14 protein-coding genes and 1 pseudogene are annotated in these 15,116 nt (G+C 60.4%); 7 read left to right on the top strand and 8 right to left on the bottom strand.

Features of this window, described 5'->3' with window-relative positions; all coding sequences use genetic code 11:
• From ACFE0K_RS09780 to ACFE0K_RS09760, 5 genes are all read left to right on the top strand, one after another.
• Positions 1-2,680: YhdP family phospholipid transporter (locus tag ACFE0K_RS09780; protein WP_434535886.1), on the top strand; the 2,680-nt coding region annotated here is incomplete at its 5' end.
• Positions 2,677-3,525 carry a carbon-nitrogen hydrolase family protein gene (locus tag ACFE0K_RS09775; protein WP_434535885.1) on the top strand — a complete coding sequence of 283 codons (849 nt, stop codon included), beginning with the start codon at positions 2,677-2,679 and terminating at the stop codon, positions 3,523-3,525. The genes ACFE0K_RS09780 and ACFE0K_RS09775, both read left to right, overlap by 4 nt.
• Positions 3,515-4,957 (top strand): metalloprotease TldD, encoded by a 1,443-nt coding sequence (gene tldD / locus ACFE0K_RS09770; RefSeq protein ID WP_434535884.1) that lies wholly within the window; start codon positions 3,515-3,517, stop codon positions 4,955-4,957. Before ACFE0K_RS09775 ends, tldD begins: the two co-directional genes overlap by 11 nt.
• A complete protein-coding gene (locus ACFE0K_RS09765; protein ID WP_434535883.1) occupies positions 4,957-5,418 on the top strand; it encodes a Crp/Fnr family transcriptional regulator in 462 nt (153 codons plus the stop codon). Before tldD ends, ACFE0K_RS09765 begins: the two co-directional genes overlap by 1 nt.
• Positions 5,419-5,471: 53 nt before the next feature.
• Positions 5,472-6,950, top strand: a complete 1,479-nt coding sequence (locus ACFE0K_RS09760; protein ID WP_434535882.1) for a C13 family peptidase — start codon at positions 5,472-5,474, stop codon at positions 6,948-6,950.
• A gap of 130 nt (positions 6,951-7,080) precedes the next feature.
• Here ACFE0K_RS09760 and yjgA read toward each other — a convergent pair whose 3' ends face one another.
• Positions 7,081-7,620 carry a ribosome biogenesis factor YjgA gene (gene yjgA / locus ACFE0K_RS09755; RefSeq protein ID WP_434535881.1) on the bottom strand — a complete coding sequence of 180 codons (540 nt, stop codon included), beginning with the start codon at positions 7,618-7,620 and terminating at the stop codon, positions 7,081-7,083.
• 36 nt (positions 7,621-7,656) lie between these two features.
• Between yjgA and pmbA the strand changes: the two genes are divergently transcribed.
• Both pmbA and ACFE0K_RS09745 read left to right on the top strand, forming a co-directional pair.
• Positions 7,657-9,012: a metalloprotease PmbA gene (pmbA, locus tag ACFE0K_RS09750; RefSeq protein ID WP_434535880.1), complete on the top strand. Its 1,356-nt coding sequence runs from the start codon at positions 7,657-7,659 to the stop codon at positions 9,010-9,012.
• 60 nt (positions 9,013-9,072) lie between these two features.
• Positions 9,073-9,825, top strand: a complete 753-nt coding sequence (locus tag ACFE0K_RS09745) for a BPSS1780 family membrane protein (RefSeq protein ID WP_434535879.1) — start codon at positions 9,073-9,075, stop codon at positions 9,823-9,825.
• Positions 9,826-9,897: 72 nt separating this feature from the next.
• Here ACFE0K_RS09745 and mgtE read toward each other — a convergent pair whose 3' ends face one another.
• From mgtE to ACFE0K_RS09710, 7 genes and pseudogenes are all read right to left on the bottom strand, one after another.
• Positions 9,898-11,262 carry a magnesium transporter gene (gene mgtE / locus ACFE0K_RS09740; protein ID WP_035248098.1) on the bottom strand — a complete coding sequence of 455 codons (1,365 nt, stop codon included), beginning with the start codon at positions 11,260-11,262 and terminating at the stop codon, positions 9,898-9,900.
• A 100-nt stretch (positions 11,263-11,362) separates the two neighbouring features.
• Positions 11,363-11,632, bottom strand: a complete 270-nt coding sequence (locus ACFE0K_RS09735; RefSeq protein WP_434535878.1) for an HPr family phosphocarrier protein — start codon at positions 11,630-11,632, stop codon at positions 11,363-11,365.
• A 14-nt stretch (positions 11,633-11,646) separates the two neighbouring features.
• Positions 11,647-12,498, bottom strand: coding sequence for an RNase adapter RapZ (rapZ, locus tag ACFE0K_RS09730; protein ID WP_434535877.1), 852 nt, complete (start codon positions 12,496-12,498; stop codon positions 11,647-11,649).
• 100 nt (positions 12,499-12,598) lie between these two features.
• Positions 12,599-13,072 carry a PTS IIA-like nitrogen regulatory protein PtsN gene (ptsN, locus tag ACFE0K_RS09725; RefSeq protein ID WP_434535876.1) on the bottom strand — a complete coding sequence of 158 codons (474 nt, stop codon included), beginning with the start codon at positions 13,070-13,072 and terminating at the stop codon, positions 12,599-12,601.
• A gap of 16 nt (positions 13,073-13,088) precedes the next feature.
• A complete protein-coding gene (gene hpf, locus ACFE0K_RS09720) occupies positions 13,089-13,391 on the bottom strand; it encodes a ribosome hibernation-promoting factor, HPF/YfiA family (RefSeq protein WP_035248094.1) in 303 nt (100 codons plus the stop codon).
• A gap of 39 nt (positions 13,392-13,430) precedes the next feature.
• Positions 13,431-14,903 carry an RNA polymerase factor sigma-54 gene (locus ACFE0K_RS09715; protein ID WP_434535875.1) on the bottom strand — a complete coding sequence of 491 codons (1,473 nt, stop codon included), beginning with the start codon at positions 14,901-14,903 and terminating at the stop codon, positions 13,431-13,433.
• A gap of 16 nt (positions 14,904-14,919) precedes the next feature.
• Positions 14,920-15,116 (bottom strand): annotated as a pseudogene (locus ACFE0K_RS09710) (LPS export ABC transporter ATP-binding protein); the annotation flags it as partial.

Here is a 15,116-nt window from a genome sequence, read left to right as displayed (position 1 = left end):
GATGTTGCAGTCACCACGGGGGCTGCTGGATGGCGTCTATGTGCGCGGGCGCGCCCGGCAAGTGGAGAAATTCCAGTTGCGCTTTACTGGCCTGTCGAGCCAGGCGCAGGACCGGATACCCGGTGTACAGGGGCTTTCCGGCTGGGTGTCGGGCAGCCCTTCCGACGGGCAGGCACATCTGCACAGTGACAATCTGAGCCTGCAATTCCCCCGGCTTTATGACCATTCCCTGGGTGGCCAGATCAGCGGGCTGCTGGACTGGCGGCGTGATGGCGAGCAGCTGTTGGTGCGTTCCGGACGGTTGCGGGTGGTCAATCCGGATGCCCATGGCGAGGCGATCATGCAGCTCAGTCTGCGCCCCGATCAGATTCCACAATTGCGCCTGGCGGCAGAAATCTACGAAGGCAACGGCGCCCGCGCCAGTCATTACATGCCGCTCAAGCGGTTACCCGAGGGGGTGTCTGGCTGGCTCGGGCAAGCTATCCAAGGCGGCCATCTGCAGCGTGGACAGATTCTTTACCAGGGCCCGGTGAGAATCGACAAGAGCCGCCAGCAGGATCGCACCTTGCAGATGCGTTATCAGGGCCGCGATGTGCGCCTGTCTTTTCTGCCGGATTGGCCAGTTGCCAGCGACGTGTCAGCGGATGTGCTGATTAATGGTCGCCAGGTGCGCGGGGTGGCGCGCAGCGGGACATTGCTGGGTAGCCAGTTGGAGGACGTGCACGTTGATGTGCCGGATTTTGCAACCGGCGAGACGCCAAAGCTGATTATTTCCGGCCAGGCTCGTGGGCCGGTCAAGGATCTGGATACGCTCTTTCAGGATACCCCTCTGCGTAAACAGCTCCCCGAAGAGCTGCTGGACTGGCGTTTCCGGGACGGCAGCATGGCGGGGTATCTGTTGCTGGATATCCCGCTGCAAAAAGGCAGTGGCACACCGGTGGTGATTGTGGATGCCCAGGTGAACGATGCCACCCTGCACAATACGCCGCGCAAATTGCAGGTAACCGAGGCCTCGGCACCGGTCTACTTTCACCTGCGTGATGGCATGCAGATTGACCGGCTGCAGGCTCGCGCCCTGGGGGGGCAATTCGGTGGCCAGTGGCTGACCCGTGATGGCCGCAGTCGCTTGCAGCTCGACGGCAGCCTGCCCATGAAGCAGGCGGCAAACTGGCTGGGTTTCCCCTGGCTGAAACCTCTGTCCGGGCAATTACCCCTGGGGCTGACCGTGCAGATTCCCTGGCAGGGCACCCCGTTTTCCCTGCGAGCGGCCTCGTCGATGAAAGGGATTACCGTGGATGCGCCGGCGCCACTGGGCAAGTCAGCCCAGGCAACCCGGCCGCTGGATATCCGGCTCAGTAATCCGGGCGGGCGCCTGGCGCTGGACATGGAATACGGCGGGCTGGTGCGAGGGGCGTTCCGCATCGATAAACGTGTGCGTGGAGATCTGCTGCTGGGTAGCGGCAGATTGCAGGTGCCTGCCGAGGGAATTCAAGTGCGCGGACGGCTGGCCAAGGCCAGTGTGGAGCCCTGGATCGACTTTATCGGCAACCGGCTGGTGCCTTCGCTGAATGCCGGAGGCGGAGGGGTCGGTACCGCCGATGCCTCGCTGAGCAAGGTCAGCCTGCAGGTTGACCGGCTGGACCTGTTTGGCGTGGAGGTGGCGGATACCCGGCTCTCGGTGCTGCCAGCGGCGGCTGGCTGGGATATGGCGCTGAGTAGCCGTGCAGTTGCCGGCTCCGTGCGCATCCCGGACGGTTTCACCGCCCGGGGTGAGGCGCCGCTGGCCATGTCAGTGTCACGCCTCAATCTGAACCTGCCCGAGGGGGCGCTCGGCGATGACGGGGAATCCGCACCCGTGTCGCCGCTGGCATTGCCGCCGCTGGATGCGGATTTCAACAGTATCGTTATCAACGGTGAGGACTACGGCCAGTGGCAAGGCAAGGTGCGGCCAGTGAAACAGGGCGTGCGTATTTCCGATCTGGACGGGCGTTGGCGATCCAGTCATTTTCAAGGCACGCTGGACTGGACCGAGGAAGCCGGCAAGCCTTACAGCCGCTTCAACGGCAGCCTGTCCTCGGACAATCTTGGCCGATCCCTGAACGCCTGGGGTCTGCCGGCATTGATCGAGTCCGACGATGCCCGCGCCCAGGTGGTGCTGGGCTGGGCGGACTGGCCGTTGAATATGGATTATCTGGCACTGGAGGGGCAGACCCAGGTGGATATCGGGGAATGTCGGATTCCGGATACTGATACCAAGACCTCTTTTCTGCGTCTGCTGGGTATTCTCAATATTGGCACGATCCAGCGTCGTTTGCGGCTGGATTTCTCGGACCTGTACAAGAAAGGCATGAGCTGCGACAGCATTACGGGTGACTTCTCCATTGATGGCCCCCGGGTGGCCACGTCCAACCTGGCCATTGATTCGCCCTCTGCCGCGATTCGTGTCAAGGGTGCCATTGATCTGGAAAAAGAAACTCTGGATCACAACATGGAGGTTACCCTGCCATTGTCCAGTAACCTGTATGCGGGCTGTCTGGCAGGGCCGGCCGCCTGTGCGGGTATTTTTGTGGTGGAACGGATCTGGGGCGACCGGCTCGACAAGACCACCACCATGGAATACCGGGTAACTGGTAACTGGAGCAGCCCACAGGTGAAAGAGACCGAGGGGATATTCGAATGACGGTGCAACGTTATCAGATTGCCGCCATCCAGATGACCAGCGGCAAGCAGCCCGATGACAACCTGCGCCAGGCCGGAACGCTGCTGGCTGAAGCCCGGCAAAAGGGCGCCGAGTTGGCCGTGTTGCCGGAAAATTTCGCCGGCTACGGCGGTGATTACCGGGTGCTGGGTGAGCGTCATGACGAGCTGGTCGGCTGGTTGTGCGAGCAGGCGCGCAGCCTGGATATGGCGATTATCGGCGGTAGTCTACCCGCTCTGCAGCGGCCCAATGGGCAGCCGGTACCGTCCCCCCTGGTGCGCACCTGTTCCATCGCGGTAAATGCCGCCGGGGAACAGCTAGCCCGCTATGACAAGCTGCATCTGTTCGATGCGGATGTGCAGGATGCCCAGGGCCGTTATCGTGAGTCGGATTTCTTTGAGCCTGGCCAGGAGGTGGTGACCACCACTCTGGGTGATCTGCAGGTGGGCATGGCGATCTGTTATGACCTGCGCTTTCCGGCCTTGGCCCAGCGGCTGGTTGCTGCCGGTGCCCAATTGTTGGTGTACCCGTCTGCCTTTACCGCTGTCACCGGTGCGGCCCACTGGCAAATGCTGCTGCGTGCCACGGCAGTACAGACCGGGTGTTATGTGCTGGGTGCCAACCAGTGTGGTCAGCACGGGCCGCGCCGGGCTACCTATGGACACTCCATGCTGGTGGACCCCTGGGGCCGGGTGGTGGATAGTCTGAGCGATTCTCCCGGTGCTCTTGTGGCCGAGCTGGACCTTGCTACCATGAATGAGCTTCGGCAACGAATGCCGGTTCAACAGCATCAACGATTCCGAATTGAAGGACCCTATGACACATAACGACGCCCTATCCATTGCCGAGTCCGTCCTGCTGGCGCCGGCAAACCTGCACACCCCGCAATTGGCGTCGCTGCTGAACGGCAAACTGACCGGCCAGGCAGATTATGCCGACATGTACTTCCAGCACAGCCGCCACGAGGCCTGGGTGCTGGAAGACGGTATCGTTCGCGATGCCAGTTTCAATACCGAGCGCGGTGCCGGCGTGCGCATAGTCCAGGGTGACAAGACCGGTTTTGCCTACAGTGATGACATCACCCTGGATGCGTTGCAGCAGGCCAGTGGGGCCGCTCGCGCCATTACCCGCCAGGGCCAGGACCGGCAGATTCAGCTGGCCAGCCGGGCCGTGCCGGCCCGTTACGCGGCCATTGATCCGCTGCTGGGCTGGCCCGCCGAAGACAAGGTGGCCCTGCTGCAACGTATCGATGCCATGGCTCGCTCACTGGACCCGGCCATCGTGGAAGTTACTGCCAGCCTCAGCGCCGAGCAGGATGTGATCATGGTGGTAGCCAGCGACGGCACCCTGGCGGCAGATGTGCGGCCGCTGATCCGCTGCAACGTGAGCGTGATTGCCGAGCGTAATGGTCGCCGCGAGCGCGGCAGTGCCGGCGGCGGTGGTCGGGTGGCCTATGACTGGTTGTTGCAGGAAGAACGTATCGAGACTTGGGCCCGGGAAGCGGTGCGCGGCGCCTTGCTGAATCTGGAAGCCGAAGCGGCACCGGCGGGCACCATGCCGGTGGTGCTGGGTCCGGGCTGGCCCGGTGTGCTGCTGCACGAGGCCGTGGGCCATGGCCTGGAGGGGGATTTCAATCGCAAGGGCACCTCCATGTTCGCCAAGAAATTTGGCCAGCAGGTGGCATCCCCCCTGTGTACCGTGGTGGACGATGGCACCCTGCCGGATCGTCGTGGCTCATTGACCATTGATGACGAAGGCACCCCCACCGCCTGCAATACCCTGATCGAAAACGGCAAGCTGGTGGGCTTCATGCAGGACAAGACCAACGCCCGGTTGATGGGCGTGGCGCCCACCGGTAACGGCCGGCGGGAATCCTATGCTCACCTGCCCATGCCCCGCATGACCAACACCTACATGCTGCCCGGCGAGAGTGATCCGCAGGATATCGTCGCCAGTCTGGACCGCGGTATCTATGCAGTGAATTTTGGTGGCGGCCAGGTGGATATCACCTCCGGACGTTTTGTGTTTTCCACCAGCGAAGCCTACCTGGTAGAAAAGGGCAAAATTGTCTGCCCGGTGAAAGGCGCCACCCTGATTGGTAGCGGTGCCGAAGTGATGAGCCGTATTTCCATGGTGGGCAATGATCTGGCCCTGGACAGTGGTATCGGCGTCTGCGGTAAGGACGGCCAGTCCGTGCCGGTGGGCGTGGGCCAGCCGACCCTGCGTGTGGACGCCCTCACCGTGGGGGGCACTGCCTGATGTCCCAGGTACTGGATGTTCTGTCACGCATGCGTCTGTTCGCCGGGCTTAGTGATGAAGAACTGGCGGTACTGGAAAAACTGGTGTTTGTTAACCGGGTCCCTGCCGGGGAACCGGTATGCCGGGAAGGCGACCGCAGTGATTTTGTCTGCTTTGTGGTGCGCGGTTGTCTGGATATCGTCAAGAACAGCGAAACCGGTGGCGAGGTGGTGATTGCCCATTTACGCCCGGGTGATTCCATGGGCGAGATGGCGCTGGTGGATCACGAGCCCCGTTCGGCCACAGTCCGTGCCGCCGAGGATGCCACCCTGATCGTGCTCACCCGCAAGGGCATCGAGCAATTGCGCAAACGCAGCCCCCATGCGGTCAGTCTGATCATGGAAAACATTGCCCGCCTGCTATGCCTGCATCTGCGTCGCACCTCGTCACAGCTGGCTCAGTTCAAACTGCCGGTAGGATAACAAACGCTAATAAACACGTTACGGGTTTGCCGATGAAAGTATTCTGCCTTGGAATGGTTCTGGTTACGCTGGTTGGCTGTGACCCGGTTCAGTGGCCGGCGGATGTGCGTTTGCCGGACGGGGCGGTGTATGACGGTGACACCCGTGATGATCTCTTTCATGGCGAAGGTACGCTGACTTGGCCGGATGGTCGCTACTACGAAGGGGAGTTCCGTGAAGGGCGGCTTAATGGCCACGGCAAGCTGGTGGATCGTCGCGGCTGCGCTCAGGAAGGTCAGTTTGTCGACGGCGTCCTGCACGGGGATGGGCAGTTCACCTGTGACGATGCCACCTGGCAGGGTCGGTTCGAACAGGGTGAGCTGGTTGAAGGCACTGTCAGCTATGAGAGCGGCGGTTCTTATCAGGGAGAATTCCGTGATCTCGCCCCCCATGGTCAGGGACTCTGGGTCACCGAGGATGGGGCGCACTATGAAGGTCGATTCGAGGATGGCGAGTTGCTCGAGGGCAGTTACCGGGATGAAGAAGGTTATCGGTATGAAGGGGAATTTCGCTATTTTTCCTACCACGGTCAGGGTGTACTGACCCGCCCGGATGGTGTGGTGATTCGTGGCAAGTTTGAGAATGGTCATGCCCACGGCAGCGGCACGCGCACCCAGCCGGCTGAAGGCGACGGTGAGCCGCAGGAAGAAAAAGGGTATTTCGTGCGTGGCCGCTATTACGCCAGTGAGCAGGCCTACCGGGAAAATCGCCATGCCCGGGCCGCAAAAATGGAGGCCCGCCTGTACACCGAATCCAGCCGCTTGCAATCGGTGCTGTCATCGTTGGCGCCGCAACGGCCTGGGGTGCGTGATGTTTATTTGCTGGTGGTTGGCGGTGATGGCACCGAGGCGGTGTTTGCCCGGGAAGTGGACTGGGTGACGGAGCGGCTGGGCTCGGTATTCGATCTCAAGCGCCGACAGGTGCGCCTGATCAACGGCGGCAGCGTTGATCTGCCTCTGGCGACCCGAACCAGTGTGCGAGAAGCGCTGGAAGCGCTGGATGCCCTGCTGGATCCGCAAGAAGATCTGCTCATGGTGCATCTGGTCAGCCACGGTTCCAAAGAGGGCAGCTTGTTACTGGATGACCGAAATCTCAAGCTCAATGATCTCAGCGTGGCAGACGGCAAGCAGTGGCTGAATGGCCTGCAGGTAAAGCATCAGTGGCTGGTGGTGTCGGCCTGTTATTCCGGAAAATGGGTGGACGCCCTGGCTTCACCGCAGCGAGTGGTGTTTTCCTCTGCGGCGTCGGATCGTACCTCCTTCGGTTGCGGTGACGATTCCGACCGTACTTGGTTCAGCAAGGCGTTGTATGGCGAGGATATGGCCGCCGGCATCGACGATCCGCAGGCCTGGTTTGCTGCTGCCAACCAGAAGGTCTCGCGGATGGAAGAAGAGCAGGGCATTGAAGGCGATGCGCACTCCATGCCGCAAAAGGCGGTGGGGGAAGCCTTTGTGCGCTGGTGGCAGGGCAACAACGCAGTTAATAGTGAATAGTTAACAGTTAATAGCGAAAGCCCTGAAGCTTGATGTGAGAGTAGGGTGCACTGAGCCTGAGGCGAACTGCACCAGCCGTTCATTGTTTCTCGGGCCAACGTTCATTGGTACGGGCTCAGTGCAGCGCCTCTCAATATAGAGGCGCGGTTTTGTCCAGCTGGTTCAGGTAGCTCATCAGCTTGCGTCGCTCGCGTTTGAACTTGTCTTTTTCCGCGGCAGCCGCCGTGGCCGGGTCGGCAACACGGGCCTTGAGCGCATTACGGCTCAGGTTTCGCAGTTGCTGGCGGTCACCGTGGGGGAAGAAGTCCAGGACTTGCTGCAGGGTGCTTTCGGCGTCCCTGGGCTGGTCGCAGGCCATGATCTGTTCTACCCAGTTGGTCAGCCGTTGCTGGCGGAACGGATCATGAAACGCTTCCAGCGCCTGGATGATCTGCTCGCTGTTGGATTCTCGCATCAGGCGGCCGATGTATTGGGCATGGCGACGGCGAGCCTCGTGGTGGTTGATGCGGCCTGCTTCGTCCAGGGCTTTTTTCAGTTCATCGCCCAGGGGTAGTCGCTCGCGCTCCGCCGGCTTCATGTCCATTAACGAGAGTCCCAGCTCCTGCAAAGCACTGTCATCGCGTTTTTGTTGTGTCTTGCTGGTCAGCAGGTCGTCGTTATACTCGGTCATTACATTTTCTGATTCTGGTTACGGAACCGCTATTTTATGTCTGATTCCCCCGCAACGACAGCAGTACTGGATATTGCCCAATTACGCCAGGCGGAAGATACGGCCGCCTGGGTGCTGGAGGAGGCGAAACGGCAGGGTGCCGATGGCGCGGAAGTGAATGTGAGTCTGTCCCAGGGGTATTCGGTCAATGTGCGCCAGGGGGAGGTGGAAACCGTGGAGTTCCATCGTGACCGGGGGGTGTCGGTGACCCTGTTCCGCGGCCAGCGCAAGGGCCATGCCAGCAGTTCCGACGACAATCGTGACAGCCTGCGCGACACCATTCAGGCGGCGGCCTCCATTGCCCGCTACACCGAGGAAGATCGTTATGCGGGTCTGGCACCGGCCTCGATGCTGGCCCGGGAGGTGCCGGACCTGGACCTGTATCACCCCTGGGCAATGGATACCCAGGCGGCCATCGACGAGGCACTGCGCTGTGAAACCATTGCCCGTAATGATGAGCGTATCGTCAATTCTGAAGGCGCGTCCATCAATAGTGGCGCCAGCCTGCGGGTCTTTGCCACCTCGGAAGGTTTTCTGCACGGCTACCGTGGTACCCATCATAGCCGGGTCTGCAGCGTGGTGGCGGAAGACGATGATGGCATGCAGCGTGAATACTGGTACGACGGAGCCCGCATCGGCGAGCGGTTGGCCAGCGCCGAAGAGATTGGCGAAAAGGCCCGCGAGAGAACGCTTGCACGGCTGGGAGCGAGCATTCCGGAGACCGGTGAATTGCCGGTGATCTTTGCGCCGGAAGTGGCCTCGGGCCTGCTGGGTCACCTGGTGTCCGCCATCAGCGGTGGCGCCCTGTACCGTCGCAGCTCCTTCCTGCAGGACAGCATTGGGACTGCGGTGTTGCCCAAGGGCTATGCCCTGACGGAGAACCCGCATCTGTCTGCTGGAAACGCCTCCGCCCCTTTCGATGGTGATGGCCTGCCCACCTGCGCCCAGTCTTTCGTGGAGGACGGCGTGCTGCGCCAGTATGTACTGGGTCTGTATGCCGGTCGCCGTTTGCAGATGGACCCCACCGGCAATGGTGGCGGGGTCCGTAACCTGTCTATTACCGATACGGGCGAGTCACTGTCAGCGTTGATGGCCCGGGTGCCGAAAGGCATTCTGATCACGGAAGTCATGGGGCAGGGGGTCAATCTGGTGACTGGAGACTATTCCCGTGGCGCCAGCGGTTTCTGGTTTGAGAACGGTGTCATACAAGGAGCGTTGCAAGAGTTTACCATTGCGGGGCATTTGGGGGAGATGCTCAAGGGTATTCAGGGTAGCGGCACCGATGTGGATTATCGGGGTAACATCGCCAGCGGCTCGCTGTTGCTGTCGCCGATGAAAATTGCAGGGCGATAGCGACAGGTTGTATCCGGGCATTTTCAATGGATGAAATTTTTTTCGGGAAAGGAGCAAACCGTGAGTGAAATCAATCCGTATCAACAGCCGCAGGCCGAGCTGATTGATGACAATAACCCGCCGGCACAGCCGCTGACCATTCTGGCCGAGCCGCGCAAAATCAGTGTGGGGGACGCGCTGGGCTGGATCGGCAGTGGTCACAAGATGCTGCCGGGACACTGGGGTGTGGTGCTGGGAGCCCTGGTTGTCACCGTGCTGATCACCTCTGCCTTACAGATCATTCCGTTGCTTGGCATGATCGCTCAGATTCTGGCGACGCCTCTGCTTTACGCGGGGATCGTGAAAATTTTCCATCGCATGGAAACCGAGGGTAACTCGGATTTTGCCGACTTGTTCGCCGCGTTTTCTGATCGAACCGGTCCACTGATTCTGATGGCACTGGCCCAGCTCGGTGTGATGCTGCTGCTCGGGGCTGTTTTCGGTGGCCTGGGGTATGCGTTGGGTGCCGGAGGCGCTGGTACTGGGGCGATGATAGTGATTGGCCTGTTGGGTCTGGTAGCCATATTTGGCTTCGTCTATCTGTTCTATTTCACCGTGCCGCTGATCTTTCTGGGCAACAAGGGTGTGGGCGAAGCCATGAAGCTGAGCCTTCGCGGCTTCACCCGCAATGTAATCCCCATGATCGTTTACCTGCTGGTCACCATGGTGATCGTGCTGGTGGCTGCCTTGCCATTACTGCTGGGGTGGCTGTTCGTCATGCCGATTCTGGCCGGCGCCTACTACGTATCGTTTCGGCAGATTTTTGTCGAATAAATTCTGCAGCAAAGCATGACAAAAAAGGCGCCATTGAATGGCGCCTTTTTTCTGGGCGAAGAAACGAAAAAATCAGACCAGCAGATGGGCGTAAAGCACGGTGGCCAGGCCCAGGAAGGCAAAGAAGCCCACGATATCGGTGATGGTGGTGAGCACAACTGAGCCGGCCAAGGCTGGGTCGATGCCCATCTTTTTCATGATCATGGGCAGCATGGCACCTGCGCAGGCCGCCATGATCAGATTGATGATCATGGCGGTGGCGATGACCATGCCGATACTGGGGTCGTCGAACCATAGCGCAGCGGTAATGCCAATCACCGTGGCCCACAAAACGCCATTCAATGCCCCCACGGACAGCTCCTTGACCAGCAGATAGCGCGTATTGCTCGACTGGATCTGCCCCAATGCCATGGCGCGGATGACCAGGGTCAGGGTCTGGCTGCCAGCGATGCCGCCCATGCTGGCAACGATAGGCATGAGGATGGCCAGCGCCACCACTTTTTCCAGAGTGGCTTCGAACAGCCCGATGACGGCGGAGGCGGCCAGCGCAGTCAGCAGGTTGATCCCCAGCCAGACAGCACGGCGCCGAGCGGTCTGCCAAACGGAACCGAAGGTGTCCTCGTCTTCATCCAGACCGGCCATGCTCATCAGCGAGTGGTCGGCTTCCTCGATAATCACGTCGACCACGTCATCAATGGTAATCCGGCCGACCAGCATGCCGTCTTCGTCCACCACCGGAGCCGTTACCAGATCCTGACGTTCGAAGATCTTGGCGACTTCATGAGCGGGCAAGGTGGCAGGGATGGATTCGGCGTCGGTGATCATGGCCTCCCGCACGGTGGTGCCGGGGTCGCTGATCAGAACCTTGGTCAGCGGCAGCAGCCCGATAAACTGGTTGCGGCGATTGACCACGGCCAGGTTATCGGTGGTGCGGGGAATTTCACCCCGCCGACGCAGATAGCGCTGCACGACCTCGAAGGTGATTTCCGGGCGGATGGTAATGACATCCGTGTTCATCAGGCCCCCGGCAGTATCCTCCGGGTAACTCATTACCTGTTCCAGCCGGTCGCGATTCTGTTCATCCAGGCTGGCCATGACCTGGCTGGTAACGTGGTCCGGCAATTCCTGCAGGAGGTCGGCCAGGTCGTCGGTGTCCAGCTCTTCCACCAGCGAGACCAGCTCGTCGGTGCTCAGGTTGCGCAGCAGCTCAACCCGCACTTCCTCGCCCAGATACTGGAGGACCTCGCTTTCCTGGTCCTTGCTCAGCAGTTGCCAGAGAATTTCCCGTTCCCGGGGAGGGAACGATTCCAGCAAATGCGCCGCCTCAGCACCGGGCAGATTATTGAACAGCTGACGGACCTGGGTATAGGTGCCGCTGGACAAGGCGCGGTTGATGATTTTGTGGTGCTGTTGGCTACGGCTGGTATCGGCGGGCATGGAATATAATGAATAGTTAATAGTGAATAATGAATAGCTCTCTGGATGGTACCCCAAATCTTGCGCTATTAATTATTCATTCTTAATTATTCATTGCCTTTTACTCTTCTTCGTCAAAGCGGCGGGCGAACAGATCGGTGAGTTCTGCCATGGCGGCGGTTTCATCGCTCCCTTCGACCTGAAAGGTAACGCTGGTGCCCTTGGCGGCGCCAAGCATCAGCAGCCCCATGATGCTTTTGGCGTCGATGGGGTTGCCGTTGTGAATGACGTGAATGCGGCTTTCATAGCGGGAGGCCACGCTGACCACCTTGGCGGCAGCGCGGGCATGCAGGCCAAGCTTGTTAATGATATCCAGTTGTTTTTCGATCATTGAGTGGTGGCAGCCTAATCCAGTTCGCGGTGGCGGACCTGCAGGGCGGTTCCCTCATCGCGTAGCCGTTTTGCCAGTTGCTCGGTAATGAATACCGAGCGATGGCGGCCGCCGGTGCAGCCTATTGCGACCGTCATATAACTGCGATCGCTGTCGGCAAACGCCGGCAGCCAGCGTTTTACGAAATGATGAATATCATCGAGCATGTCGTGGCTGGCCTGGTGCTGCTGGAGGAAATCGATGATGGCGTCATCGCGGCCGGTAAAGGGCCGCAGGTCGGCCCGCCAGTGCGGGTTGGGCAGTACTCGCACGTCAAACACCAGATCGGCATCGTTGGGCAGGCCGTTCTTGAATCCGAAGGATTCCAGTTGCAGGGACAGGGCGGCGCTGCGATTGGCTACCCGCTCGCGCATCAGGTTGCGCAGGCTGTGCACGTCATAGTTGCTGGTGTCGATCACCAGGTCGGCACGCAGGCGGATATTGGAGAGCAATTCCCGCTCATGCTGGATGGCTGCCTCCACGGAGCCTTGCTGGGCGCCCAGCGGGTGACGCCGCCGGGTGGCGCTGAAGCGCTTCAGCAGAGTGCTGTCGTCCGCATCCAGATAAATGATTTCGACCTTTACCTGCTGCTGGTGCAGGGCATCCAGGATGGCGTCAAAGGCCAGCAACTGAGTGGGCAGGTTGCGGGCATCAATGCCTACCGCCGCTCGTTCTATGGGTAGCTCACCCTGGTCAAGCTGTTCCGCCAGTGTCGGCAACATGCCCACCGGCAGATTGTCGACACAGTAGTAGTTCTGGTCTTCCATGGCCTGCAGGGCGGTGGTTTTCCCCGAGCCGGATCGGCCGCTGATGATGGTGAGTTTCATGGGTGCACGCTATTCGCAGTATGTGGGCACGCAAAATCGATAGACGAGGGGGTGACCCGGGCGTGTTGCGTGATGACGCCTGAAGGCTTGCTGCGGTCCTTCATGATGCCAGTCGCAGCTCCGCTTCGGATTCCACAGCAGTGTGATAAAGGTGGTGGTCGTTTTTGCTCAGTCGTAGCTCGGCACGGTAGTCGTCGTCGTTGAACAGGGATGCCAGGTGGCTGAGGGTTTTCAGGTGCTGCTCCGGGTTTTCCTGGGGAACCAGCAGCACAAACACAAGATCCACCGGGCGACCGTCAACGGCGTCAAAATCGATGGGGGTAGACAGTTTCAGCAGCAGCCCGATGGCTTGCTGGCAGTGACCAAGACGGCAGTGAGGAATGGCGATGCCTTCACCGATGCCCGTGGAGCCCAGCTTTTCCCGGGCTACCAGGGCGTCGAAGACCTCCTGTTCGTTAAGGCTGTCGCAGCCGGCCGCGGCCAGCTGCGCAACCTGGTCCAGCAGCTGTTTCTTGCTGCTGGCCTGCACCTCGCTATGGGTGCGTGCTTCGGTGAGTAGTTCGCGAACTCGCATAATTGTCGCTTTGGGTTCAGTGGCCGCCGTGCTTGTGGCTGACGGCCTTTTCCTTGTGTTTGAGGATCTGGCGGTCGAGCTTGTCCGTCAGCTTGTCGATGGCAGCGTACATGTCCACTGCTTCAGCGGTGGCGAAAACGTCGGCCCCGGAAATATGGATGGTGGATTCCGCCTTATGAGTCTTGGGTTCCGGGGAAAGGATCACCTGGACACTGGTAATCTGGTCGAAATGCCGTTCAAGACGGGAGAATTTGTCTCCTACGTAGGCTCGCAAAGCATCGGTAATTTCCAGGTGATGACCGCTGATATTAATTTGCATGGCTGGCTCCTTTACCTGCTTGTTGGGCCGTCCCGGCGCCTACACCAAACGCTTGCGGGCGCTGGATGACGGTATTCTCATCGCCTCACGGTACTTGGCGACTGTCCGGCGCGCTACATTGATTCCCTGCTCATTCAGCAAGCTTGCCAGCTTGTTGTCGCTGAGCGGCTTGCGGGGATTCTCGGCAGCGACCAGCTTCTTAATAATGGCACGAATAGCGGTGGAGGAACACTCACCGCCGCCGTCTGTTCCCACATGGCTGGAGAAGAAATACTTAAGCTCAAAGACGCCGCGGGGTGTCATCATGTATTTCTGGTTGGTGACCCGACTGATGGTCGATTCGTGCATCTCGACGGCATCAGCAATGTCGGCCAGAACCAGGGGTTTCATGGCCTCCTCGCCATAGTCGAAGAAGTCCTGCTGAACTTCAACGATGCGGGTGGCCACTTTCAGCAGGGTGTCGTGGCGGCTCTGCAGGCTCTTGATGAACCACTTGGCTTCCTGCACGCAGTTGCGCAGGTACTGGCCATCCTCGCCGCCCGCCTTGCGGGCCATGGAGGCGTACTGCTGCTGCAAATTGACCTTGGGCAGCACCTCCTCGTTCAGACTCACCTGCCAGCGTCCCTGGTGCTGGCGCACGATCACGTCCGGCACCGCGTAATCCACCTGGCTTTCACCGATCTGTTCGCCGGGTGCCGGGTCCAGGGTGCGCAGCAGCGAGAGAGCGTCGAGCAGGTTTTCTTCACTGATCTGCAGTACTCGGCGCAGTGCGGCGTAGTCGTGCTTTTCCAGTAGCTCCAGATGCCCCAGCAGGGCCAGGGCATAGTCCAGAAAGGGGGTGTCTGTGGGCAGTTGGCGCAGCTGCACCCGCAGGCAGTCGGCCAGATCCAGGCTGGCCACCCCCACCGGGTCGAATTGCTGCAGGCGGTGCTGGACGGCGAGTACTTCATCGGCTTCCAGCTCGTCACCTTCGGTGAGCAGGTCGTCCTGGGCGTTCATCATCGCCACGATGTCGTCCACGGTGACGGTCAGGTAGCCGCGATCGTCCAGGGATTCGATGATGGTCATGGCGATAATGCGGTCCACATCGCTCATGGGGGTCAAATTGAGTTGCCAGAGCAGGTGGTCCTGCAGATTGCCGGCCACACTATGGCGCTGCTGCCAGTCGTCGGCATCGTCGGGGAGGGCGGTGGAGGCACTGCTGGTCTGGCCGGAATAGACATCGTCCCATTCCGTTTCGATGCCGGGTTCGTCGTCCACGAACTCTTCCAGGGCATCGTCACGCTCGGCATCCAGCTCCTGTTCGTCCTGACGTTCCTCGTCAGCGTCCGGCAAGGATTCGTCACCGAAATCATCGGCCAGCTCCAGCAACGGATTGCTTTCCACTGCCTGCTGAATCTCCTGACGCAGGTCCAGTGTGGAGAGCTGCAAGAGGCGGATGGCCTGCTGCAGCTGCGGCGTCATCACCAGCGTCTGGCCCTGGCGGAGCTCGATCTTCTGGTGGAGCGACATAGGAGGCGGCCGGTCCCTAGAGCGTGAACCGGTCGCCCAGATAGACCCGCCGGACCGCCTGGTCCGACACGATCTCGCTCGGAGCGCCCTCCATGAGCACGCCGCCGTCATGGATGATGTAGGCCCGGTCGATCAGCCCCAGCGTCTCGCGGACGTTGTGATCGGTGATCAGCACCCCGATGCCGCGGTCGCGCAGATGGGCGACGAGCTCGC

Source organism: Alcanivorax sp., assembly GCF_051117345.1.
Classification (GTDB): domain Bacteria; phylum Pseudomonadota; class Gammaproteobacteria; order Pseudomonadales; family Alcanivoracaceae; genus Alcanivorax.
Note: the sequence above shows the minus strand (reverse complement) of the source record. Positions and strands in the feature narration are given on the sequence as shown.